We start from the raw sequence: 24315 nt of genomic DNA, 5'->3' as shown, positions 1-24315 counted from the left end.
TCTTGCATTGAAGTAAGAATATTTCTTTCCAAAGAAAAATATGAGCATGTGAACATTTGCCGTCTTCTGACACTCTCCAGTATTGGCCGTTAAGTACCTCTGCTGCTCTGATGATAACCTTAAGTGATAGACATGATTTTAAAAATGACCGCTATTTTTCCAGCTATCTGAGATTAGTTCCCAAAGAATATAGCGGTGGTAGAAAAATCAGGCAGATGAGTATCAACAAACGGGCAGACTACTTTCGAGTAATGCTGATTCATGGTGTCCGTTCTGTAGGTGTATTGGCTTAAAAAATTGCCTGATGGATAATGTAACAAATTAAAAAATTGGCTAAAAAATTAACAGGCCGTAGTGGTATCTATATAACTATTGAGATATCATTTCCTATACTATTTAGTAATATAAGCAATAAAATAATAAATATGTAACTCAAACTTTAACCAAGCAGCAGATGCCCCCATATAGACTGAAAAATATGCTAATAAATAACAGGATTGAAGAATCATGTATTGTATTTGATTTAGATGGAACATTGGTAAATACATGGAATATTCACTTGAAAACTCTATATGAGACTTCACTAGAAATAACAGGATTAAAACATAGCAAGTTAGATATTATTCGTGCAAACAAAGTTACAGAAAGAGAAACTCTATCTACTTTATTAGGGAAAATGGATAGTAAATATGCATTAAATTTTTATATGAAAAAATTCATAGAAAATCTTAATTTATGTGAAATAGAAGTTTTTCCAGGAATTGAAAACATATTAAAATTATTAAATGATTATGATTGTAAAATTGGATTATTTACGGGGAGAAAAAGAACGACCACTATTTCTTTATTAAGAAAATTAAAGTTAATTGATTATTTTAAAAGTATTATAACATCAGATGATGTAATTAACTCAAAACCATCTACAGAAGGTTTAATAAATGTTATTAAAGAGCTAAAAGGTATTAATGAAAAAAGCTTATATATAGGTGATACATTAACTGATATGGATATTGCAAGAGAGATAAATGTCAATTCTATTTTTGTTAATTGGAATCGTAATTCAATTTTATTACAAAACAATTTACAAGAAACGATAATTGATGATCCTGAGCTACTTTTATTTTATATAAAAAATTTCTTAAGGATAAATAAATAAATGTATGAAAATTTTTTAAAAGTCGCTAATGATAACATTAATAATGTTGCTATAAATAGTGCAAAAAAGACCATAACCTATGGTAAATTAAACGAATATGTAAATAAATTGGCTTTTTTATTAAATAATTATGGCATTACAAATAATACATCTGTAGGCCTTTTTTTCTTAAATAGTACATTACATATAATTAGTGTATTAGCATTATCAAAAATAAAAGCAAAAATGATTTTTTTTCATCCTAAGATGACTGAGGAAGAATTTAATAAAATTAAATTCTTTAAACCAGAATATATTATTTTTGACGAAAGTGATATTTTTAAAATTGACAACCTCACTTATCCAACTAGTCATATTGAATTTTTAGATTTATATTTGGTCAATTGTTATAAATACAAAACACATCAAATAGAGCTTCAAAATAATATAAAAGGAGATATTGTTTTTTTATCATCAGGTTCAACTGGTTATTATAAAGGAATTGTAAAAACTGAGGAGCAAATATTAACAGAAAGAAGGCAAATAATTTCCACACTAGATGTAAAAAAAAATGATCGCATTATTTGTTCTGCACAATTATGTCATTCTTATGGTTTTATGTTTGGAATGATAGTGCCGTTGCTAACTGGTAGTGAAATAACCTATACAGACCCCATCATATTAGTATCTAGCTTAGAACGGTTATTAAAGAAAAACACTATTTTTGTAGGTTTACCTACGCACTATCGATTACTATGCAACTACAGTAACCAGACATTTAGAAATATTAAAATTGCTCTATCTGGTGGATCAAACATTCCATCAGAAGATCAAAAAAAAATTGAATTATTAGGAATTAAAATAAGTAACATATATGGAATGTCTGAAACTGGCGCACTCATGGTTGAAAACAATCATAATAATAATCTCTTATCCACATACCCTTATCGACCCATAGCAGGAGTGGAAATAAAGTTAGATTATAGTGTAAAATATGATTATTTAGATCAGTTCTCTTATGAAATAATTGTGAAAACCAACTCCTTATGTACTTGTATAATTGATAATGGAATAGCTAAAGAAAATTATTTTGGCCAATGGTTTTCTACTGGAGATTTAGCAGTAAAAAATGAAGGAAAATTTCATATAGTGGGAAGGAAAGATTTAACTATTAATGTCGGAGGAAAAAAAATAAATCCATTTGAAATTGAATCAATATTAAAAGAACATCCTAATGTGAATGAAGCAGTCGTATATGGAATATCAGATATAAAAAGAGGTCAAATACCTATCGCTATTGTAGAAGTTAATAAAAAAACAGATCTGACAGAATTATTTGATTTATGCTATAAGAAATTATCCGCACATAAAATTCCAAAAAAAATAGAAGTTAAAGATTTTTTACCTACTTCTTCAATTGGAAAAATTTTAAGAAAATTAAATTAAGGTAGTTCACTATCATGATAACAAAAGAATATATTGAAGTAAAAATAGCTCAAATGCTCAAAGATGTACTAGAACTGGACGTTACTCCTGAATTAATAGAGGATAATTTGAGAGATGGTTTTAACATTGACTCTGTTTCAGCACTAGAATTATTGGTTAGAATAGAACAAGATTTTCATATTCAGATTCCAGATGAAGAACTGAGTGTTAACTTACTTAATTCTTTTAATAGGCTTGTTATTTATATTGAATCTAAATGCAATAAAAATTAATAAATTCTTAGAATGCGTATATCTATCCATCAGCCACACTATCTTCCTTGGATCCAATTAGTTTATAAGATAATCATTAGTGATATATTTGTTTTTTTAGATCACGTCAGTTATTCTAAGAATGATTGGGTTAACAGAAATAAACTAAAAAATTCTAATGGTTCTTTTACTCTAACTATTCCTGTGGAGAAAAATAATGGTAGCTCTATTAAAGAAACACGTATTTCTGGAAATGACTGGAGAAATAAACACTTAAAGAGTTTTTATTATAACTATAATTCGGCAAAATATTTTGCCGAAATATTTCCATTTTTAGAGGGGTTATACCAAAGAAAGTGGACATATATATCTGAAATAAATTATGAAATATTGATATGGGTTATTGATTTTTTAAAATTAGATGTTGAAGTTATAATTTCGTCTGAACTGGAATTAAGTAGTTTAAAAAATGACATGCTAATTGATATTTGTAAATTAACAGAGGGAAGTGAATATATCACAGGTAAATATAGCTATAATAATTATTTGGATCATGAGCTTTTTAAAATTAATAAAATTGACATAAAACCAATAGAATGGAAATGTCCTGTTTATACTCAATGTTATAATAAAAATGGTTTTATCCCTGATTTATCTATATTTGATTTGTTCATGAATCATGGTTATAATTCAAAAGACATTTTGCTCAAAAGTATCCTGTAACATCTTATATTCATCTTAATTTGAGATGTTAGTTTTTCATGATAAAGTAACTTATGATAACAAATCAAGCTCATATAAATTAAGCAGTATGCATCCTAAGATTTATTGAGTATTCTTATATAAGAATAGTATTTTTTTTAAAATTAACTATATCAGTGGAGATAAGTTTTTAAAATGAAAACATAAGATAATACAAATTAATCATAAGTATTAGTCTAATATCAAATTTTTCTACTCTGATATTAGTAATATATTAACTATTATAGCCTATTCCTTCAAGATTATACTTATCACACATAAAACCTAAGATTTTAATGCTTTGCATATTATGATTTATATACATAATTTGTGTTAAAATCTTCTGTAATAATTATACTAATTGGAATAGGTTTTTAACGGAGAATGGATGCAAGACGTTTAATTAACTACCGAAGATATTGTTGATGAAAAATTAACCTGCATATAATGAAAATTGAATGAGTTAATGTATTTTGATTTTCCATAACAGGTTAAGGCGTATGTTGATTGTATATGTTCAAATGAGAAAAATACTATCTCAGACACATCTAAATAACCATTTAAAATATATAATTTGATATGTACCACCTGATGTTAGTTTGATCTATTTGGATTTTTACCAAATAGAACAACTATATCAATAGTATAAAATGCTGTTTAGAATATTAAACATAATCAATTTACCAATGTCAACATCAATGGAAGTTTTATAGACTAATACATTCATTTTATAAATATGCCAATGATAGATGTAAAAAATTTAACCAAAATATATAAGTATCATGAAAAAGAGCCTGGTTTTATTGGATCAATAAAATCACTAGTCAATAGGAAATATGAGTTTAATAATGCTGTAGATAACATCTCCTTTAAAGTAAATAAAGGTGAATTTGTAGGATTAATTGGTCTTAATGGTGCGGGGAAAACCACAACTCTTAAAATGTTAAGTGGATTATTAACTCCAACCAGCGGAACGATCTCTGTTTTAGGAGAAATACCGTGGAAACGTTCGTTAACATATTGTAATAAGATATCCATGGTTATGGGGAATAAAGTTCAATTGATATGGGATTTGCCTCCAATGGATTATTATGGATTAATAAAAGATATATACAATATTCCTACGAAGGATTTTAATAGTAGAATAAATGAGCTTTCTGGATTACTGGAGGTTAAAGACTTATTGAGAATACAAACGAGAAAACTCTCATTAGGGGAAAGAATGAAAATGGAGTTAATAGGAGCAACATTACATAACCCAGAGGTATTATTCATGGATGAGCCAACAATTGGGTTAGATATATTTGCACAAAAGAATATCCGATCTTTTCTAAAAAAATATAATAAAAAATATCAATCAACAATTTTCTTAACTAGCCATTATCTTGAAGATATAAAAGAGTTATGTGATAGGTTGATTATTATTCACCATGGAATGATTATATATGATGGAAAAACAATAGACATTGTTAATAAATTTAGTGATTATAAATATATAAAAATGAAATTGAAAAATACAATAATCAGAAAAGAATTTGAATATTTCGGGGAAATTACAAATCAAGATAATTTAGATATTACACTAAAAGTTAAGAGAAAGGAAATACCAAAAATAGTTTCAGCTCTATTGGAAAAATTTCTTATTGAAGATCTGATTGTAGAAGAACTATCAATGGATGATATTATATCTAAAGTTTATTCTGAAGGAAAATAATTAAATGAAAATCAAGATCAAAGACTTTATAGCATATAAACCATATATAAAAAAATACTTATGTATTTCTTATATTACTTGGCAAAGAGGAATTGAATATCGTTTTAGTGTTTTTTATATGATTATTGAAGCTATAATACCATCTATCGCAATGATATTTTTATGGAGAACTATTTATAGCAATGGTGATTTAATTGGAGGTTATACATTCTCTGAGTTAGTCATGTATTTTATCGGTGCTCGATTTATTAATTACTTTGTGTGGTATGCAATTGATTGGAAATTATATGAACAAGTCCATGAGGGAAATCTTAGTACATTATTACTAAAACCTATAGATGTTCAGGCCTACTATTTTTGGGAAATGGTTGGCGATCGACTAGTTAATATTGTTTTAGGTGTCATTCCTCTTATGATCCTGACTATTATATTGGGAAGTTATTTCGATTTTCATGTGTCTTTATATAATACATTTTCTGGTATCTTGTCTATTACTCTATCTTGTATTTTATGGTTCTTAGTTTCTTGGACTATTGGCTGCTATGTTTTTTGGACTCAAAAAGCAGATATGATATTATTTGTTAAGGAGATGGTTATTATGATCTTAGCAGGAGCATTTTTCCCAATTGATATTCTTCCATCATATATAGCTTCGTTAATTGATAAAACCCCATTTCCATATCTTGCATATTTTCCATTAAAAATATTATTCACTGATATGGAAGAAATAAATGTTTCAATTGGATTAATAACACAAATTATTTGGTGTGTGATATTCTTTGCTCTCGGAAGAGTTATTTGGAGACAAGGATTAAAGAAATATGTAGAGGTAGGTGGCTAATGAAACATAAATATTATTTAAATAAGTATTTATGAAGATATTAACATTTCTGAATTTAAATGGTAGCAAGATCCATATGCTATTTGACATAAAAGCAATTTATTGAAGTTAACCAATTTTTTCGTTTTAAATCTATACATTTAATTGAGAAAATTATATTTATATATTCAAAGATATTTTGTATATTCAATAGTTATATTAACCATATAAAAAATGATAATTTTACTTAGAGTTTGATATGATCAGATATTTAAAAATCATGAAAAATATATCCTTTTTAAGCTTACAACAGGATATGGAGTACCGTCCTAACTTCCTTGCTGCAATTTTTTCATCATTATTATGGATTTTGGTACCAATCGTTCTTTTTAAATCTATCTATGCACATGTCGATAATATTTCAGGTTGGTCTTGGGAAGACGTGATTATCTTGATTGGTACTTATATTATTATTGATTCAATAATGATGGGATTACTAATAAACAATATGGGGGAACTTCAGGATGACATTATAAAAGGTAATATTGATGTTTATTTGGTTAAACCAATAGACTCTCAATTTTATGCTTCTTTTAAACGAATTAATTTTGCACAACTTACTAACTCAATTAGTGGAGTATTTATTGTTATATATGGTTATTTTTCTTCTTCAATACATTTTGAATTAATTAATTTATTTTTATATTTCTTATATCTATTGACAGGGATGATAACATATTACAGCATATGGTTTATCTGGACCATTACTGCTTTTTGGTGGCCAAGCAATGAACATAGAGATTCTTTATTCTTAAATAATATTATTATTGCACGTTTCCCTATCGATATATTTAACGGAGGAGTTGGTTTTATCTTTAAAATAATATTACCGTTTGCATTAATTTCCAATCCAGCAACTCTAGCATTACTTGGAAATATCGAGTGGTATTTAGGTATACTATCTTTTTTTATTGCAATATCTTTCTTAGTATTATCAAGAATAACATGGCATTTAGGACTGAAGTCATATTCTAGTACCGGTAGTTGAGATTGTTTTCAATGAGTTAATTTTTTAATATCTCAGTGGGATCATTAATAACTTTATATGCATTTATGCTAAGTGGGTTTTTGAAATTTAGTTTAAATACAATCTAAAGGGATTTAGCTCCATTTTTGGAAATTTTTTATTCTCAAATAAGTTCTAATGATGCCTACTACATTGTAGTACCATTTCCGCTGAACGACATTGCATGAAAAGAAAGTAGCAAATGCATGGCAGACACACGTATAGTTTTTAAAAAAGATGATTCACGCATAACCTGAATAGTGAAATTGAGAGTATGCCATTATTCCGACATCTGATAAAAAACTACAACAGTGTCACACTCATACAAAAAATAAACTGAAAAGGGGAAATTGGAATTATTACTTAGCGATAATGATAATTAAATTACTTGGATTCGCCTAATAAGTGCAATTTCTAAGAAAGGCGGTCAGTTGCTATAGTAGGCATCTTTCTCGCCAAAGGAAAATGCACTATGGCCTATATGCAACTGACCGAAATAGAAAGATATCAGATTTTCAGTTTAAAAGAAGCCGGTGTTACACAACGTTTTATTGCAACATCGCTTAATCGAGCCCCATCAACAATTAGTCGTGAATTGAAAAGAAACCGGGAAGCACAGAAATACTGCCCTAAACAAGCCCAGCTTAAAGCATCAGAACGTCGCCATACTGCGGTAAAAGCAGTCAAAGTAACACCCGAGATAACAAAACTGATTAAGCAATTAACCTGGCAAGATTTAAGCCCTGAACAAACCGTTGGTTATCTCAAAAGGGAAAAGATAATATCTTTACATCATGAAACGGTTTATAGATTGATTTATAAGGATAAAATTAATGGTGGTGATTTATGGCAGCATCTCAGGATTGCTAAAAAATCGTATCGAAAACGCTATGGAAGTTATGAGCGCAGAGGAAAAATAAAAAATAGAATCAGTATTGATAATCGTCCCAAAATTGTTGATAAAAAACAGCGTATTGGTGATTGGGAAGGGGATACTATCGTTGGAAAAGATCATAAAAGTGCATTATTAACATTAGTTGAACGAAAATCGCTATTTACTCTCATGATTAAACTTGAAGATAAAACAGCGGAAGGGGTTGCAAAAGCGGTAACAAGGAATTTAGCGCATATAAAACAAAAGATTAAAACCATCACTGTTGATAACGGATTGGAATTTGCCGAGCACGAACTTATCAGTAAAAATTTAGAGGCAAAGATTTATTTTGCCCACCCTTATTCACCTTGGGAAAGAGGAATAAATGAGAACACCAATGGATTAATCAGAGATTACTTCCCAAAAGGGACTGATTTTAATAAGGTATCAGAGCAGGAGATAAATCTCGTCGCTAATCGATTAAATAAACGTCCTCGGAAGACACGAGATTACAAAACACCGAATGAGTTATTTAAAGGCATCCCCACTCGTTTACTTCGTTTATAACGGTGTTGCACTTATTATGTGAATGCAAGTTATATTTCTACTCTCGCATTTGTGCAGATTTAATTATATATCCTTTGTAAGAATTTTTATTACTACAAAAATAAAAATCTTTAAATATATTATGAGCTATTTTAAAAAGAGGTTATATGACCGATAAATATCATGCAAGTGTTTTAATTATTACTAGAAATAAACCAGATCGTTTAGAAATAACATTAAATTCCCTATTAAATCAATATGTTAATAATTTTTTATTTGAAGTTGTTATAATTGATGACGGATCTGATATTGATTTAGAAATGATAATAGAAAAATATTCTTTTTATCTAAAAATTAAGTATATTAAAATAAAACATCAAGGGATTTCTGTTGCTAGAAATATAGGCATTGATGCAGCGAGTGGTGAAATTATAATCTTAACAGACGATGATGTGATATTAAACCCTACATTCGTTAGTGCACATATTTTTGAACACCTTAAAGAAAAGAATTTAGTTGTTGTTGGTGATCGTTATAATTTATATTGTTCTAATTTGATGCATGATTCCTTTAAATCTTCTCTAGCTAAGGCTCTACATGGTGATATGGATGAGTTATTGAAAAAAACTCGTAGGGATTTCTATGGAAAAATAACATTAAAATTGTTTGATGTAGAATATCAAAATTACCATCATGCTAGATGGATTTGCTTTGTAGCTCGAAATGTTTCCGTGAGAAAAAGTGATCTGGTAAAGGTTGGGAGTTTTGATGAAAAATTCATAGGATGGGGAGTAGAAGATGTTGAGTTAGGATATCGTTTATATTTATATGGAATTTGTTACAAATACAGAAAAGATGCTATTGTTTATCATTTAGAACATCCAGTCGGAAGTAATAGATTAAGAGATATTAATAAAAACTTTGATTATTTTATGAGAAAACATACAACAGTTGCTCCCATCGTTTATAAAGAATTTACATTCGGAAAAATTAGTTTGGAAGAGCTATGTGAGTCTTTAAGAAATGGTTTTAGAACTGAAGTTAAAAGTTCTAAAAAAACTTATTATAAAATGATTAGATAAAAAGGTAGTTTTTGTAATGAATGAAAATAGTAAGCTATTACATAATAAAGTAAAAATAATACATTTAATACAACACATGAAGATTGGGGGGGGGCAAAGAGCTTTAACTAATATAATTTCCTCTACGCCTATATACTTTGAACATGTCGTAGTCAGCACTTTGAATCAGTATGAATATGAACTAAATAAATTGCATGCTTCATTTATTGATTATGGAAAAAAAAATATTCTAAAAATTATTAGAGAAGAGGCTCCTGATATTATCCATTATCATTGGTGGCCTGGATTTAAGATGATACCTAAAAATAGAATTCCTCATAGCTGTGGTGTAATTGTAACAGTACAAGATCCAACTCCAGTTGAAGATATTCAGGCTGATATATACATCGTAGGAAGTGATTTTATTAATTGCTTTCAAAAGCATATAGATGATAAAAAAAGAGTTGTAATAAAAAGTTATATTGATGTTGGAGAATTTATTTTAAATAAGAAAAAAAATACAGAAATTATTATTGGACGTCATAGTACTATCTATAAAAATAAAATTCCTGAAAACTATATAAAAAAATTATTGGATTTTAATTTAAAGGCAAGATTTATTATAGCTGGTGATGGGGATACAAGAATTATAGAAAATTTGAGGATTGAAATAATAAAAAACAATGCACAAGATAAAATAAAAATATGGCCAGGAGAAAAAATAAAAGAAATGCTTTCTATATGTGATATATTTTTATACATTACTCCTGATGATAGTTTTGAAGGATTTGCTAATGTAATTTCTGAGGCAATGGTTGCAGGTATTCCTGTTATTGCTGAAAACAAAGGCGGAAATTCTGAACAAATTATTCATGGGGAAACTGGTTTTTTGTGTACAGGATATAATGAAGCTAGGGATTTTTGCCAGCTTCTTATTGAAGATAGTACACTACGCTTGAAAATGGGAGATAACTCTAAAAAAAGAGGATTAACATTCGATCACACTATAATGGGAAAAAAATATGAACAGATATATACTAATTTAGTAGGATTAAATAATAAGTAAAGGGTAATAAATGAGTAAGCATCTTGATTCTATAGGTAATTATTTTGAACATTTAGGTCCATATGATTGTTTTTTTAATGCATTAACTTATTTTATGGAGTATAATGATATAAACGCAGATAAACTTCATTCATTTAATTTTAATATTTCTTATCATTTTCCAACTCATATTTTTTCTGGGACTGTTGAACCACATATATTTTTTGTTTTTTTGAAAGAATTTTTCTATATAGAAAAAAGAGTGTATTATTTAAAGGATTTAAATAAAATCCCACTAAATGAAATCTTTATTTTGGAATCTAATGCGTATTTTTTCAAAAGTGAACATGATTATTATCAGAAAGAAAATCATACAAAATATGTTATATCAAAAAGAATTGAAACAAATAAGTTTTTAATATGGGATCCATATGATAATATAACTGTCATTAAATTTATTTCAGATTTTTATGTAAGAGAAAAATTCAATATCCATGGCTTTTACTTATATAGGCATGTGAATAAAAAAAACAACTCAATAGTGACACCATTTTTGTTAGAAAAGAATTATATAGAAGAGTATAGTTATGTCTTTAATAGCGCTAATGAATTGATTTCATCTATGAAATCCAACAAATCCAACAAACTAATTTTAAAAGATATGTATATATTTAGAAAATTTTATGGTTGTATTAGAGGGATCTCTATGGTAAGAGAGCGGCATTTTAGAAGTGAAATAATCAAATATAATGGAAACGAAATTTTAACTGGATGGAATATAGTGCAGAAAAACATCATTAAATTTGGATTGCAATTTAAGAATAGCGATAGTGAACTTATTTATGCACTAGAATCTATTTTTGATAAAGAGATAAAATATCTTGATTCATACAAATTTATTGTATGAGTAATTATAATGCGAAATAAATATTTCTCTGTAACCTTATTGAATAACCTACCTAAATAAAATTTCGAAATAGTAGGACACCTTGCGTTATATCTTGTACCATAAGGATTAGTAGCATACCACTGTTGAGTAAGGACTTAGGTGAAGTCTACCAATAACTATGGATAACTCGATCAGACCTCAATCAACCCAAAGAATTGTCTCACTATTATTAAAAGTAATTTAATTGATGTGCGTGATTTTAAGCATTATTGGATCAATCACAATATCGAGTTTGTTGATTAGAAAAATCACCGAAATTACACCAATGATATCAAGGGATTTGGGATTCAGGCTAAGTGTCATCTACACAAATTTAATGTGTATTGCTAAGGTTCATTTTACTTGCACCTAAAAGAATCTGAGTGACGATTTAACATCCTTAGTACAAAGTAGAAATTAACTATTTTAACAGATGTCTAAAGATAAATTTAAATCTCATTTAGTAAAATCCCTTATTTTTATATAATTGAATTTCGATTATTATATAAAATGATTTTCTAACATTAGAAAAATAATTTTTCTTATTATGAGTAATAAAAAATGAATGATTTTTTACCTTTTTATATTCCAGATATTGGAGAAGAAGAAATTAACGAAGTGATTGATTGTTTACGAAATGGTTGGCTAACAACTGGTTCTAAAACAAAATTTTTTGAGCATGTATTTGCTCAGACATTTGGAGAAGATCTAGAAGCAATTGCTGTTAATTCAGCAACCGCTGGTTTACATCTTGCTTTAGAAGCAATAGGAATTTCACCAGGTGATGAAGTCATTACGACTACATATACTTTCACAGCAACTGCGGAAGTAATCAGATATTTGGGAGCAGATCCTGTATTCGTAGATATAAATCCTTCTACATTAATGATAGATACAACTCTTATTGAAGAAAAAATCACAGAAAAAACAAAAGCAATTATTCCTGTTCATTTTTCAGGAACAACTTGTGATATGGATTCTATATTTAAAATAGCTCTCAAATATAACTTAAAGATTGTGGAAGATGCAGCCCATAGTTTACCAGCAACATATAAAGGGCAGTGGATAGGTTCTCTACCAAGCGACGCCACTGTATTTAGTTTTTATGCTACTAAAACTATGACAACAGGTGAAGGAGGAATGATTCTTACTAAAAATAAAGATATTGCTAGGCGTTGTCGGATTATGAGGTTGCATGGTATTAACCGAGATGTATTTGATCGATATACTTCAAATAAAGCAAATTGGTTTTACGAAATTGTTGCTCCAGGCTATAAATATAATATGCCTGATATACAAGCATCAATTGGAATTTCTCAATTGAAAAAACTATTTTTTTTTCAAAAAAAACGTCAGAAAATAGCTGAACATTATAATAATGAATTGAAAGAGTCTCCTATTATCCTTCCTCCGCTTGGATTAGATGGAGATATGCATTCTTGGCACCTATATGTAATTCAATTGAATCATGATCTGGATATAACACGAGAACATTTCATAGATGAAATGGTAAAAAGAGGAATTGGATGTAGTGTCCATTTCATTCCCTTACATCTACATATTTATTGGAGAGAAAAGTATAAATTATCATCTATGGACTATCCTAATGCTACTAAAGTATATAATAGAGTAGTGAGCTTACCACTATATACAAAAATGAATAATGAAGATCAATGTCGAATTATCGAATCTATCAGAGATATATTATCTAAGTGAATTTTAAAAATTCACTTATTATAATTAAATTCATTTGAGATATTTTATATGAATTCATTAAATGAAAAAATTCTTGTTATAGCAGCACACCCTGATGATGAAATTTTAGGGTGTGGGGGAACAGTTGCTTTATATCGTAAAATGGGTATCCCAGTAACAAGTGTAATATTTTGTGAAGGAGAATCACTACGTTATGCAAACCAAAATATTAACATGACGTTGTGTTCTCAGAATGCGGCTAAGAAATTAGGAGTAACAGATATTCGAAATTTGAATTTTCCGGATCAACGATTAGATCAATTTAATCTTATTGAAATTGTTCGCCCATTAGAAGAAATAATTAAAGAAATACGTCCTACAATAATTTATTGTCAATATGGTGGTGATATAAATTATGATCACGAAATTTTATTTAAGGCTACATTGGTTGCTGTAAGACCTGTAGAGAAATATATAAAATCAGTTTTCACCTTCGATACTGCGAGTAGTACTGAATGGGCTTACCCTAGGACATTTATTCCTGATACATGGGTGGATATTACATCAACTTTAGAAATAAAACTTCAAGCTATAGCTTGTTATATTTCAGAAATTCGTGATTATCCACATCCGAGATCTCTAGAAGCATTAAAAAATAGGGCTTATTCTTGGGGTAATCAAATGTGTTTGCCTGCCGCAGAAGCTTTTATGACTGTCAGATTTGTTTATCGTAATGGTTCAGTTCCATTGTAATAGGTATATGCGACTGACAGAACTAGAAAAGTATTAGATCATTAGCCCATTTATGAGAGCCAGCCAAAAGTACATATTACTGGAAAAAATTTACCCAACGCATAAGAAGGAGATAATGTATTTCGCCGTACCAGAATAAACAACACGGAAAAATAACGGATTATTTCAAATCTGAAAAAACACGATAAAGTAATAGAATTTTTCACCGAAAGTGCAAACTATTTTTCATGAAAAACATTGACTATATAATCTAAATAATAATTAAATTTTTATTTTATAAAGTGAATAAATTAATTAATAAAAAATAATCAATATTCGAAAATAACAATATGGACATAAAAAAATTATTAGGCAGAAAATGTGTAAATTTAGACATAAATAAAACATCATATTATCTTAAGAGTAAAACTGTTCTTGTCACAGGAGCAGGCGGCTCTATTGGTTCAGAATTATGTAGGCAAATTTTAAATTTTTCACCTCAAGTTATTTTATTATTAGGGCATGGTGAAAATAGTATTTTTGAAATAATGTCTGAATTAAAAGATATAGTATCAGAAGTAGAATTAATACCAATTATTGCTAATATTCAAGACAAAGAAAGAGTGGATCACATTTTTTATACATACAAACCTAATATTGTTTTTCATGCTGCTGCCCATAAACATGTTCCATTAATGGAGTTTAATCCTCTGGAGGCAGTAAAAAATAATGTGTTAGGTTCAAGAAATGTAATTCACGCTGCACATTCATATAAAGCAGAGCGCTTTGTATTGATATCAACTGATAAAGCAGTTAATCCAACAAGCATAATGGGAGTTACGAAAAGAATTGCAGAAATGATTATTCAAGGCTATAGCTCTATCAGTACAACTAAGTTTGCTTCTGTAAGATTTGGTAATGTTTTGGGAAGTAGAGGCAGTGTGATATCTATTTTTAAAAAACAAATAGAGAGAGGAGGACCTATTACAGTAACACATCCTGAAATGGTTCGTTTTTTTATGACTATCCCCGAAGCTGTTCAATTAGTTATTCAAGCGGGTGCTTTAGTTCAGAGTGGGAATTTGTTTTTTCTCGATATGGGAAAGCCTATTAAGATAGTAGATTTAGTTAAAGACTTGATTAAATTATCTGGTATACAGCCAATTGATAAAATGGAGATTATTTATACAGGAATCAGGCCTGGTGAAAAACTTTATGAGGAGATATTGAATAAAGAAGAGGAATTCTTTACTACTAAATATGAAAAAATATATATTGCAAAATCTCCTTCTATTCCATTGATAAAATTGAATAGTACTATTTCGAAATTAGAAGATTTAATTAAAAAAAAACCAAAATATGAGGAAGTGAAATATGCTCTTAAAAGGATTGTATCTAACTATAAATAATTATGTGCTTCAAGCATTAAGTGATTAAGAAAAATTAATTGCAAATTGATCGCCATAACCTTCCAACAGAGTATTTAGCTCATACTCCATTGTCTCCTGAGTCCAGGTGATAAAACGTCGCCAGTGATATTTGGCTTGTTTCCAAACGATTTCAATCAGATTCAGCTCTGGGCTGTAGGCAGGAAGATAAAGTAACAGCATGTTGTGTTCTCGTAACCAGCGATTTCTGATTTTCTCCTCGATCCCATGGTGGATACGCGCATTATCCAACACTAAAAATGTCAGGCGGTTGCCCCCTTGTTTGGCTGCCTGCTCTAAGAAATCAATCACATCAGCTCGTGTGATACTGCCTGATGTTGTCTGGTAAAACAGCGTGTTGTCCGTGTCATTTAACGCCCCCAGAACTGACCGTCTGTCATGGTCTTGAGGCTCAGTCTCATGGGGTTTACCCCGTGGGCTCCAGCCATATTGCACGGGAGGAGACGCGGCAAAACCGACCTCATCAAAATAGATCAGTCGGTAATGGCCTAATCGTGCCCCGCTCTTAATTTTATTCAGTAAGGCGGATTTTTTAGCAAACTCCGTTTCGTTGCGCTTTTTTTAAGCGACAGGCGGGTTCGTTTATAGGTGAGCCCCTGCTTTTTCAGGGTCTTCGCCAGTGTTTCCAGTGTGCATGGCAGCGGGCCGTGCTTTTCCTCAACCCTCTGCGCTATCCTGGCTAGCGTCAAGGACTCTGCGCTGGCAGCGTCGACCGCAGTGGCAATCATTTCAGGTGTCATGGCAAGATACCGGCCTCCTGCATGACCCCCTAATAATCCTGCTATCCCTGAATTGTGCCATGTGTGAACCCAATTGTAGATAACCCGGACACTGCATCCTATCTCAGCGGCGATCTGAGGCGGTTTGCCTCCTCTGGCAAGCATGAGCAACCCCGTTCCTCGCGTACGGATGTCCCGGTGTGGGTGATTCAAAGCAAGTTGTTGCAATGTAATTCGTTCAGGCTCAGAAAGTGTTATCTGCGATTTCATAAAAACAGGCGAAAAATCTGGTTATCGTGTTATTGATTATAGCAATAATGCAGATAATTTATCTAATTAACTTATTAACTAACCTGAGTCCTGATTCAGCCGTTACTAAAATATTCATTTCTGGATAAATAATATTCAGTGGCGGTTTATTTTTTTAAGATAATAAGAAATCAGTTCGCCTAAGATAGTTATTAACCCCCCTCTGTCAGGATTGTTGTTACCCTCATTAAAATGTATTAGTGTGATTACCGAGGGACTTTGCCGTTTTAATATATCTGCTCCCGGCTTAATTGCTTAATCGAAAATCATCACAATGAGATTGCAAGCGATGATCTTGCTTCACCCCATAGATGCGGATTAACCGGTTCATGTTTTTATATTGATGAACCCATTTCCCCCAAATGCAGGTATCGATATCCAATAAACGAGCTACATCCACAATCCTTTGCTGATGAAGAAGCACTTGCTGAATGGCTTCAAGTTTAAATTTAGTAGAATATTGGTGTCTGGATGATTTCAGTTTCATGCTGATACCTCACTTTTACGTTAATAAAATATTACAGACTTGTGAGGTGTCCGTAATTACTATACCGCTATTCATGAGGATATGATAATAAAACGAGTCATTTATTAGTGTTGCTGATTATTTACAGAGTGCAAAAAATGCCCATCAATGATGATATTTTTGGCGGTACTCTTTTGGTGTTAATCCATTGCAACGTTTAAATAACTCTCTGAAATAACGGGTATCCTCATAACCCACTTCATGGCTGATTTCTTCGATAGTTTTCTGTGATTTTTCCAGCCAATGTTTAGCCTGTGACAGACGGATCTGTTGAATATATTGAATCGGTGTTTTCCCTGTGGCGATTTTAAAACGACGTTTCATTTGGCGTTCACAAAGATGAATTTTATTGGCTAAATCGGCAACGGATAAAATTTCAGAGGGGAAAGCATGCATCCAATCTTGTAGTTTGTGGATCAGCGAATCGGCATGTTGGCGATAAGCGGCAAAACTGGCGGAATCAGACGAATTTTTATTGTCATTTTCACCCAGCAGGAATTTCGCGCATCGTTCTCTGGCATATTGCCCGTAGATCAATTCAACAATATTCAGCATAGCGCTTCCGCACCCATAGGCGCTGGAAATGCAAAAACGGTGATTGTCACTGATGATCTTTTCGTCGGTATAAAAGGGGATATGGGGGAATATTTTTTTGAATTCAGTGGAAAAATGAGGATGGATTGCTGCGCCTGTGTTTAATAATCCTGCTTTGGCAAGTATAAAGGTGCCAGAGCAGATTGAAACAATAGGAATGTGTTTTTCATCCATCGCCTTAAGCCACTCAATGATTTCCCTCGAACAGTGTCGTGGTTCCCATTCAGGAAAGCCCAGTGAGCCGACCAGAATAATATCGGGTTTCTGGTCGTCTTGAAGAGTATTGTGGAAGGTATTGTGGAGAATATCGTGGGCAGTAGGCGCAGAATCCCCAAACAGGCCATTTGTATGATTGGTCATTCCCTGACCGATCATGCCTTGATGGGTTGGCGAAATAATATTGACATGAGGAATTGGGCCGCCAATGGCGTTGGCGGCAATGGTGAGAATTTCAATCGGCATGGCAACCGATGTGACTGATGTATGAGAAAAAACCAAAGCTGTAATAGAGACTTGTTTCATAGTTATATTCTCTTCCTTAAGAACATTTTGTAATGCTATGTTAATTTCGTTATGAAATTAATTCTAAGGCGAAATAAGCTTCATGTCTTCAATGAATTTTCTTTTTTTGTCGTCGTAAAAAGCGTCATAAAAAATCACCATAATCACTTGGTTTGTTGATGCCAGAGTTGGGCATATAAGCTGTTTTGCTGCACGAGAGCATCATGTGAACCTGATTCAACGATTTTCCCTTGATCTAAAACGAAAATTTTATTGGCATGGCGAATAGTATTCAGCCGATGGGCGATACTAATCACCGTTCGGTTGCGGCATATTTCATCCATATTGCTCATAATGGCCGCTTCAGATTCATAATCCAGTGCGGAAGTGGCTTCATCAAGGATCAGGATCCTGGGATCATTCAACAACGCTCTCGCTAACGCGATACGCTGCCGTTGTCCGCCAGAAAGATTGCTCCCTTTTTCACCGACAGGATGAGCGAATTTTTGTGGGAACGCATTGATGAAATCAGTGGCACCCGCCAGGTTTGCTGCCTGACAAACTTCTTCATCACTGGCATTGGGTTTGCACAAGCGAATGTTATCGGCAATGCTGCCGGAAAACAGAATGCTCTCTTGCAAAACCACACTCATATTACGGCGCAGTGATACAGGGTCGGCGATAGCTAAATCCATGCCATCCACCAAAACCTGTCCGTGTTGTGGTACATACAGGCGCTGCAACAGTCGGGTCAGCGTGCTTTTGCCAGAGCCTGACGGCCCTGTAATGCCGATAAACTCTCCTGCCTTAATCCCCAGCGACAAATTTGCCAGTACTTCTGGCGTATCTGCATGATAGCGAAAGCGTATATTCCTGAACTCAATCTGGCCTGCCAGCTCAGGTGCCGATGCCAGCCCCTGTTTACTGTTTTCCATGGGTTCATCCAGAATATCGCCAACCCGACGCAGGGCGATCAGGGTATGCTGAAAATCCTGCCAGACTTGGGCCAATCGTAAGATCGGCTGGGTAACGTGGCCTGCCAGCATATTAAAAGCAATTAATTCACCGGGAGATAAATTGCCATCAAGCACGGCACGGACTCCCCACCACAACAATAAGGCGGCAACAACTTTCTGGATAAGGGCGATCCCTTGTCCTGCTGCCAGCCCGCTTTTCTGAGCCGTAAAGCGTTGGATCAACTGCTGACTCAATACCTTTTGCCACTGGTACAAAAAACGTTTTTCGGTTGCGGTCGTTTTGATGGTTTCGATACCCGTGACAGCTTCTGTCAGGAAACTCGTGGCATTGGCATCGGCTTCATACTCTTTTTCTACTTTGCGTCGAATGATTGGCCCGACGGCGACCCAAAGCAGGAAATAAAGTACCAGCGAACTGATAACGATCCATGTCAGCAGGGCAGAATAGTGGAACATGACGCCCAGAAACAGAATGATGAAAATCAGGTCGAGCAGCAACATAAGGGTAGAGCCGGTCAAAAACTGCCGGATATGCGCCATTTCCCTCACTCTGGCGATAATTTGCCCTGTTTGGCGTTGCTTGAAATAAGGCAGGGGCAATCCCACAAGATGGCGATAGAGCCTGCCGGAAAGTTCGGCGTTGATCTGGCTGGCCATATGCCCAAACACGGTATTACGCAGGAAGCCATACAGTGGTTCAGCCAATGCCAGCGCGAGCATCGCCATGCCGAGGACATGCAGGCTGGCAATACTCCGTCCAACCAGCACTTTGTCGATGACATTTTCAAACAACAAGGGTGCCGCCAGCGCAAAAAGCTGCAACACAATGGCAAACAGGAAAATATCCCGTAACTGATTTTTTTGCCTGAAAATGGAAGGATAAAACCAGCTCAGTCCAAATTTAACCTGTTGTTTAGTCAGTGTTTTATCTGCCACCAATAGCACTTTATATTGGTTAGCATATTGGTTAGCGCTGCACTTATCGGATTTCGCTTTCTCATCGTGCGCAGGCTGAACCCACGCACGCACTTCGCATTTCCCGCTGGTCGGGTCGAACAGAGTAAACGCATCAGGGTGAATTTCTGACAGTACCCACCAGCGCTGATCGATTTCAATTAATGCAGGCAAAGGTAATGTACTGACGCTATCCGGTGTCAGGCGATCAAATTTACTGTGCAATCCAATGGCATCAGCCGCTTCACGTAGTTGTGAATCTGTCAGTGTCAGGGAATCTAGCCCCAGTGCATGGTGCAATTGTTCGACAGAAGCGACCTTATGGAACTGTTTCCCTAAATAGACAATACAATTCAGAGCATAATCGTCAATCATGATTATTTTTCCCTCAAGGCTTCTGATTGATACTCTTGAATTGGGCTGAGCAGATAATCAATCACTCGTCGCTGATCCGTCTTGATTTCAGCAACAATAGACATGCCTGCCGTGATTTCGACGGGTTTTCCATCCACCATGATATTGTTTTGCTTAAGGCTGATTTGTGCCGGAAAAACCAGGCCAAGACGCTCATCGGTTGTGGAATCCCGTGAAATACTGAGTAATTCGCCTTCGATTGTACCGTAGCGGGTATAAGGGAAAGCATCGACTTTGACCGTGACGTGCTGACCCGGACGAACGAAACCCACATCTTTGTTCAGGATCTGAATTTCAGCAAGTTGTACATGCTCATCGGGCACAATCACCATCAAACTTTGTGCTGACTGTAAAACAGCGCCAAGAGTATGGACACTCAACTGCTGGACAGTTCCCGTCACAGGAGAGCGCACAATCTCAAGTTCTTCCCGTTCATACATTTTAGACAGTTCTTGCTTCAAGCTAGCTAATTGAATTTCAGCCTGTTTTCTTTTCTCAAACCATTCCCGCTCTTTTTGCACTTTGGTGCTTTTTAACCGTTCCTCCAGGCTCTTGTATTGCGTCTGGAGAATACCGAGTTCTGATTTTTGCTGAGCGATCAGCCTTTCTGTTTCCAGAAATTCCTTTTCTTGTTCCAGATATTCCACTTTGCTGATGACCTGCTTTTGGCTCAATGTCTTTCGAGCCTGCAAACGCTGGCTGATATTTTCGCGTAGATTGCTCAATGACCGTATATCGCTATTCCGCGCTTTTTGGGAAGTGAGGTTGACTTCCATTTCTGCGTAGATGTTGGTTACGATTGAATCGAACTCCTGCTTTTCGTGATGATAATGCGTCAGGATTTTTTCCTGTTTTCCTGCGGGCTGTTGCTGGAAAGCAGGCAGGGATTTGGGATCACACTTCGTCAACAAAGCTTGATAGCGGATTTCTTCTTCAATCAGGTAGTCGCGCTGTTCGAGCAAACGGGCAATATCTTGATTCACACCAAGTGTATTGAGCGTCAGCAGTGGTGCACCTTTCTCAACGTGTTGCCCATTTGTAATATGGATGGCAATCAGGCGGCTCTGTTCATAAGCCTGAATGACCTGTGACCGGCCAGAAGCAATCAGGCGGCCGGTTGCCGTTGCCTGTACATCCAGTTTCCCCAGATAAGCCCACAGTAAGGCGGCCAACACACCAACGCTCAGGGTAATCGCCGTATAACGTGCGAACGGAGAGGGGGGGCGTTGTGACAGTGCCAGATGTGTTGGCAAAAAGTCATAGTGGGGAGTGGGAGTACGGAACCGTTTGATCCCTTTGTGCAAGATAGCCTTAAACATGGGCAGTCTCCTCCTGTTTTAGTTCTTGTTGTAACTGCCAGAGTTTTCGATAGTGCTTGCCCTGTTGCAGAAGTTGTTCATGACTACCTTGTTCAGTAATTTGGCCCTGGTGTAACACAATAATCCGGTCACATTGGCGCACTGTGGAGAGTCGGTGTGCGATAGTGATGACAGTTCTGCCCTGAGCTATGGATGCCATGTTGGATTGAATGATGGCTTGTGATTCGTCATCCAACGCGCTGGTGGCTTCATCAAGGATCAGGATCTTGGGATCGGACAGCAAGGTTCTGGCAATGGCTAAGCGTTGCCGTTGTCCACCTGATAAGGATTGCCCTCCTTCTGCGATTACCGTGTCATATCCCATCGGCAGCTTGAGAATAAAATCGTGTGCGCCTGCTAACTTTGCTGCTTCAATCACGGTGGATAATGGCGCATCAGGGCATGATTGGGACAAATTTTCATACACTGTTTTGTTGAACAGGAAGTTTTCTTGCAGCACGATACCGACTTGTTGCCTGATGGATTCAATATTGAGGTTTTGCAAGGGAATGCCATCCAGCGTGATGACCCCGCTTTCCGGGGTATAAAGCCGCAGCAGCAAACGCGCAAGGGTGCTTTTCCCAGAGCCGGAAGTGCCGACGACGCCGACGGTTTCGCCCGCCCGGATATCCAGCGTGAAATGATGGATGGTTGGGGAGAGATCGGGTTGATAGCGAAAAACAATATCGGAAAATGAGATCGCACCCTGCAATGTAACGTGTTGGTTGCCTGATTGCTGTTCTGTTGGCAGATTCAGCATATCACCCAGCTTCTCAATGGCGATACGTGAACGGATAAATTGCCCCCAGAGCTGCACCAACTTAGACAGAGGTTGTTGGGTATGGCTCACCATCATATTGAAAGCAATCAGTTGACCAATCGTCATGTGCAGTGAAAGCACTTCTGAAGCGCCAAGCCAAATAATAACCGCACTGGTTACCTTCTGTAACAACATCACCAGATGACCGGAACGATTGTCCCACTGTTGTACATCATAACTGGTGCTGACCATTTTTTCGGTCTGGCTGTCCCAACGGCGAATAAAGCGAGGCTCAGCAGCCAGACTTTTCAGTGTCTCGGCACCCGCGACTGTTTCAGTCAAGAAAGAGGTATTGATGGCGGCATGAGTAAACTGTTTTTCCACTGCTTGTTCAATTTTTGGGGTAACCCACCATGCAAGTAAGGCATAACAGGGAATGGTGAGCAGAAAAATGAGCGTCAGCATACCGGACAGCAGGCTCATGACGTAAATAAATACGAACATGAACAAGACATCAATACACAGTGTGAACATGGAGCCGGTTAAAAACTCCCTCACTGTTTCCAGTTCCCGCACCCGCGTTACAATCATGCCCACCTGACGGGATTTGAAAAACAGCAAGGGCAGGCCGAACAGGTGCTTAACCAGTTTCAGCCCGAGTTTGATGTCAATCCGGTTGGCAGTGTGGGCATATTGATATTCACGTAGCCCCCGCAGGATCACTTCAATCAATCCGGCGGTCACCAGCCCGAAAATCAGCACATCCAGCGTGGAAAATGCCTGATGGACAAGAACCTTATCCATGACAACCTGCACGACCAGAGGTGAGATAAGTGCCAGAATTTGCAAAACGAAAGAGAACAGCAGTATCTCCGTCAGGTTTTTCTTTTGCCTGACAAACTCAGGAATAAACCAACGAATATTAAACTGACTATTTTTTTGTTTTATTTTTAACCACTTACCGCTCCATAGACTGATAAATTCTGCTTTATCTAAGATCTCAGATACTTCCTGATGAGGCCTTTGAATCAATACCCGTTGTTCATCATATTTTGCCAAAACGAAAGGTTGCCCGTCGTTTTCGAATAAAACGGCGGGTAAAGGAATGGCTTCTAACTTCTTATTTATAGAATATTTATTCTTAATTTTAATATTACATTCTTTTTGTAATTTACTCAAAGCAGAGCTGTAATCATCATTATCGCTTAAGTTTTTATTTAATGCGGCAGGATGATTCCTATTAGATATCATTATTATTAATTTAATTAATGATATTGTTTTTTTTTCTATTTCATTCATCAAAGTAGATCTATATTTTTAATAAAAAATTAAACCCTAAAACGAGGAGATAACCTGAAAAACAATGCGGTATTTATTGGTGAAATAATTTTAATAAATCCGATCAAAGATATTATCTGTTATCAAGGGAGATATGAGTGTTGGTAATTGGGACAAAATGTAGCGGTTAAACAGACATTTTGCCGTTTATATATTGATTTTAGCAAGAAAATGGATATATTTTTGTTCAAAATAGCCTGTGAATCATTTGGTTTATCAATAGTGGACTTTACTGTCATTTTGTATTTAAATCGCGATTGAGATTTTTATATACTCATTCTTACTAATGTTGTATAAATTATTTTTGAGTAATTTACCCTGCTAAGGCAGTTCAAGCAGTTGTAACAACGCTCTTAGTAAAGA

22 protein-coding genes are annotated in these 24315 nt (G+C 34.4%); 15 read left to right on the top strand and 7 right to left on the bottom strand.

Features of this window, described 5'->3' with window-relative positions:
* Positions 1-56: 56 nt before the first annotated feature.
* The 15 genes from Xmir_RS12850 (at position 57) to Xmir_RS12780 (ending at position 15463) form a co-directional block, all read left to right on the top strand.
* On the top strand, positions 57-293 hold the full coding sequence (locus Xmir_RS12850) for a transposase (RefSeq protein ID WP_167385981.1): 237 nt from the start codon (positions 57-59) through the stop codon (positions 291-293).
* Positions 294-454: 161 nt separating this feature from the next.
* Positions 455-1156, top strand: coding sequence for an HAD family hydrolase (locus Xmir_RS12845; RefSeq protein ID WP_099114632.1), 702 nt, complete (start codon positions 455-457; stop codon positions 1154-1156).
* A complete protein-coding gene (locus Xmir_RS12840) occupies positions 1157-2581 on the top strand; it encodes a class I adenylate-forming enzyme family protein (RefSeq protein WP_099114631.1) in 1425 nt (474 codons plus the stop codon). It abuts the gene before it with no gap.
* 14 nt (positions 2582-2595) lie between these two features.
* Positions 2596-2853 carry an acyl carrier protein gene (locus Xmir_RS12835; RefSeq protein ID WP_099114630.1) on the top strand — a complete coding sequence of 86 codons (258 nt, stop codon included), beginning with the start codon at positions 2596-2598 and terminating at the stop codon, positions 2851-2853.
* Positions 2854-2865: 12 nt separating this feature from the next.
* Positions 2866-3555, top strand: a complete 690-nt coding sequence (locus Xmir_RS12830) for a WbqC family protein (RefSeq protein ID WP_099114629.1) — start codon at positions 2866-2868, stop codon at positions 3553-3555.
* Positions 3556-4315: 760 nt separating this feature from the next.
* Positions 4316-5287 carry an ABC transporter ATP-binding protein gene (locus tag Xmir_RS12825; RefSeq protein ID WP_244170926.1) on the top strand — a complete coding sequence of 324 codons (972 nt, stop codon included), beginning with the start codon at positions 4316-4318 and terminating at the stop codon, positions 5285-5287.
* Positions 5288-5291: 4 nt separating this feature from the next.
* Entirely contained in the window at positions 5292-6128 is an 837-nt protein-coding gene (locus Xmir_RS12820) for an ABC transporter permease (RefSeq protein WP_244170925.1), read from the top strand.
* Between the two features lie 238 nt (positions 6129-6366).
* On the top strand, positions 6367-7155 hold the full coding sequence (locus Xmir_RS12815) for an ABC transporter permease (RefSeq protein WP_099114627.1): 789 nt from the start codon (positions 6367-6369) through the stop codon (positions 7153-7155).
* Between the two features lie 490 nt (positions 7156-7645).
* Complete coding sequence (locus Xmir_RS12810) at positions 7646-8614, top strand: IS30 family transposase (RefSeq protein ID WP_099114626.1); 969 nt, start codon at positions 7646-7648, stop codon at positions 8612-8614.
* Between the two features lie 146 nt (positions 8615-8760).
* Positions 8761-9675 carry a glycosyltransferase gene (locus Xmir_RS12805; RefSeq protein ID WP_099114625.1) on the top strand — a complete coding sequence of 305 codons (915 nt, stop codon included), beginning with the start codon at positions 8761-8763 and terminating at the stop codon, positions 9673-9675.
* Positions 9676-9691: 16 nt separating this feature from the next.
* Positions 9692-10720: a glycosyltransferase gene (locus Xmir_RS12800; protein WP_099114624.1), complete on the top strand. Its 1029-nt coding sequence runs from the start codon at positions 9692-9694 to the stop codon at positions 10718-10720.
* A 10-nt stretch (positions 10721-10730) separates the two neighbouring features.
* Complete coding sequence (locus tag Xmir_RS12795) at positions 10731-11606, top strand: hypothetical protein (protein ID WP_099114623.1); 876 nt, start codon at positions 10731-10733, stop codon at positions 11604-11606.
* 582 nt (positions 11607-12188) lie between these two features.
* The gene (locus Xmir_RS12790) at positions 12189-13343 is read left to right on the top strand and encodes a DegT/DnrJ/EryC1/StrS family aminotransferase (RefSeq protein ID WP_099114622.1); all 1155 of its coding nucleotides are present in this window, start codon (positions 12189-12191) and stop codon (positions 13341-13343) included.
* A 48-nt stretch (positions 13344-13391) separates the two neighbouring features.
* Positions 13392-14075 carry a PIG-L deacetylase family protein gene (locus Xmir_RS12785; protein WP_099114621.1) on the top strand — a complete coding sequence of 228 codons (684 nt, stop codon included), beginning with the start codon at positions 13392-13394 and terminating at the stop codon, positions 14073-14075.
* A gap of 329 nt (positions 14076-14404) precedes the next feature.
* Positions 14405-15463 (top strand): UDP-N-acetylglucosamine 4,6-dehydratase family protein, encoded by a 1059-nt coding sequence (locus Xmir_RS12780; RefSeq protein ID WP_099114620.1) that lies wholly within the window; start codon positions 14405-14407, stop codon positions 15461-15463.
* A 24-nt stretch (positions 15464-15487) separates the two neighbouring features.
* Here the strand turns inward: Xmir_RS12780 and Xmir_RS12775 are convergent, their stop codons facing one another.
* The 7 genes from Xmir_RS12775 to Xmir_RS12745 form a co-directional block, all read right to left on the bottom strand.
* Positions 15488-15979 (bottom strand): IS630 family transposase, encoded by a 492-nt coding sequence (locus Xmir_RS12775; protein WP_244170928.1) that lies wholly within the window; start codon positions 15977-15979, stop codon positions 15488-15490.
* Positions 15980-16017: 38 nt separating this feature from the next.
* Positions 16018-16491: a helix-turn-helix domain-containing protein gene (locus Xmir_RS12770; protein WP_099114618.1), complete on the bottom strand. Its 474-nt coding sequence runs from the start codon at positions 16489-16491 to the stop codon at positions 16018-16020.
* Between the two features lie 286 nt (positions 16492-16777).
* A complete protein-coding gene (locus Xmir_RS12765) occupies positions 16778-17017 on the bottom strand; it encodes a transposase (RefSeq protein ID WP_099114617.1) in 240 nt (79 codons plus the stop codon).
* Positions 17018-17161: 144 nt separating this feature from the next.
* Positions 17162-18172: a GlxA family transcriptional regulator gene (locus Xmir_RS12760; protein WP_099114616.1), complete on the bottom strand. Its 1011-nt coding sequence runs from the start codon at positions 18170-18172 to the stop codon at positions 17162-17164.
* Positions 18173-18315: 143 nt separating this feature from the next.
* Positions 18316-20457 (bottom strand): type I secretion system permease/ATPase, encoded by a 2142-nt coding sequence (locus Xmir_RS12755; RefSeq protein ID WP_099114615.1) that lies wholly within the window; start codon positions 20455-20457, stop codon positions 18316-18318.
* A gap of 2 nt (positions 20458-20459) precedes the next feature.
* The gene (locus Xmir_RS12750) at positions 20460-21815 is read right to left on the bottom strand and encodes an HlyD family type I secretion periplasmic adaptor subunit (protein ID WP_099114614.1); all 1356 of its coding nucleotides are present in this window, start codon (positions 21813-21815) and stop codon (positions 20460-20462) included.
* Entirely contained in the window at positions 21808-23913 is a 2106-nt protein-coding gene (locus Xmir_RS12745) for a peptidase domain-containing ABC transporter (protein ID WP_099114613.1), read from the bottom strand. Before Xmir_RS12745 ends, Xmir_RS12750 begins: the two co-directional genes overlap by 8 nt.
* Positions 23914-24315 lie beyond the last annotated feature (402 nt).

Source organism: Xenorhabdus miraniensis, assembly GCF_002632615.1.
Note: the sequence above shows the minus strand (reverse complement) of the source record. Positions and strands in the feature narration are given on the sequence as shown.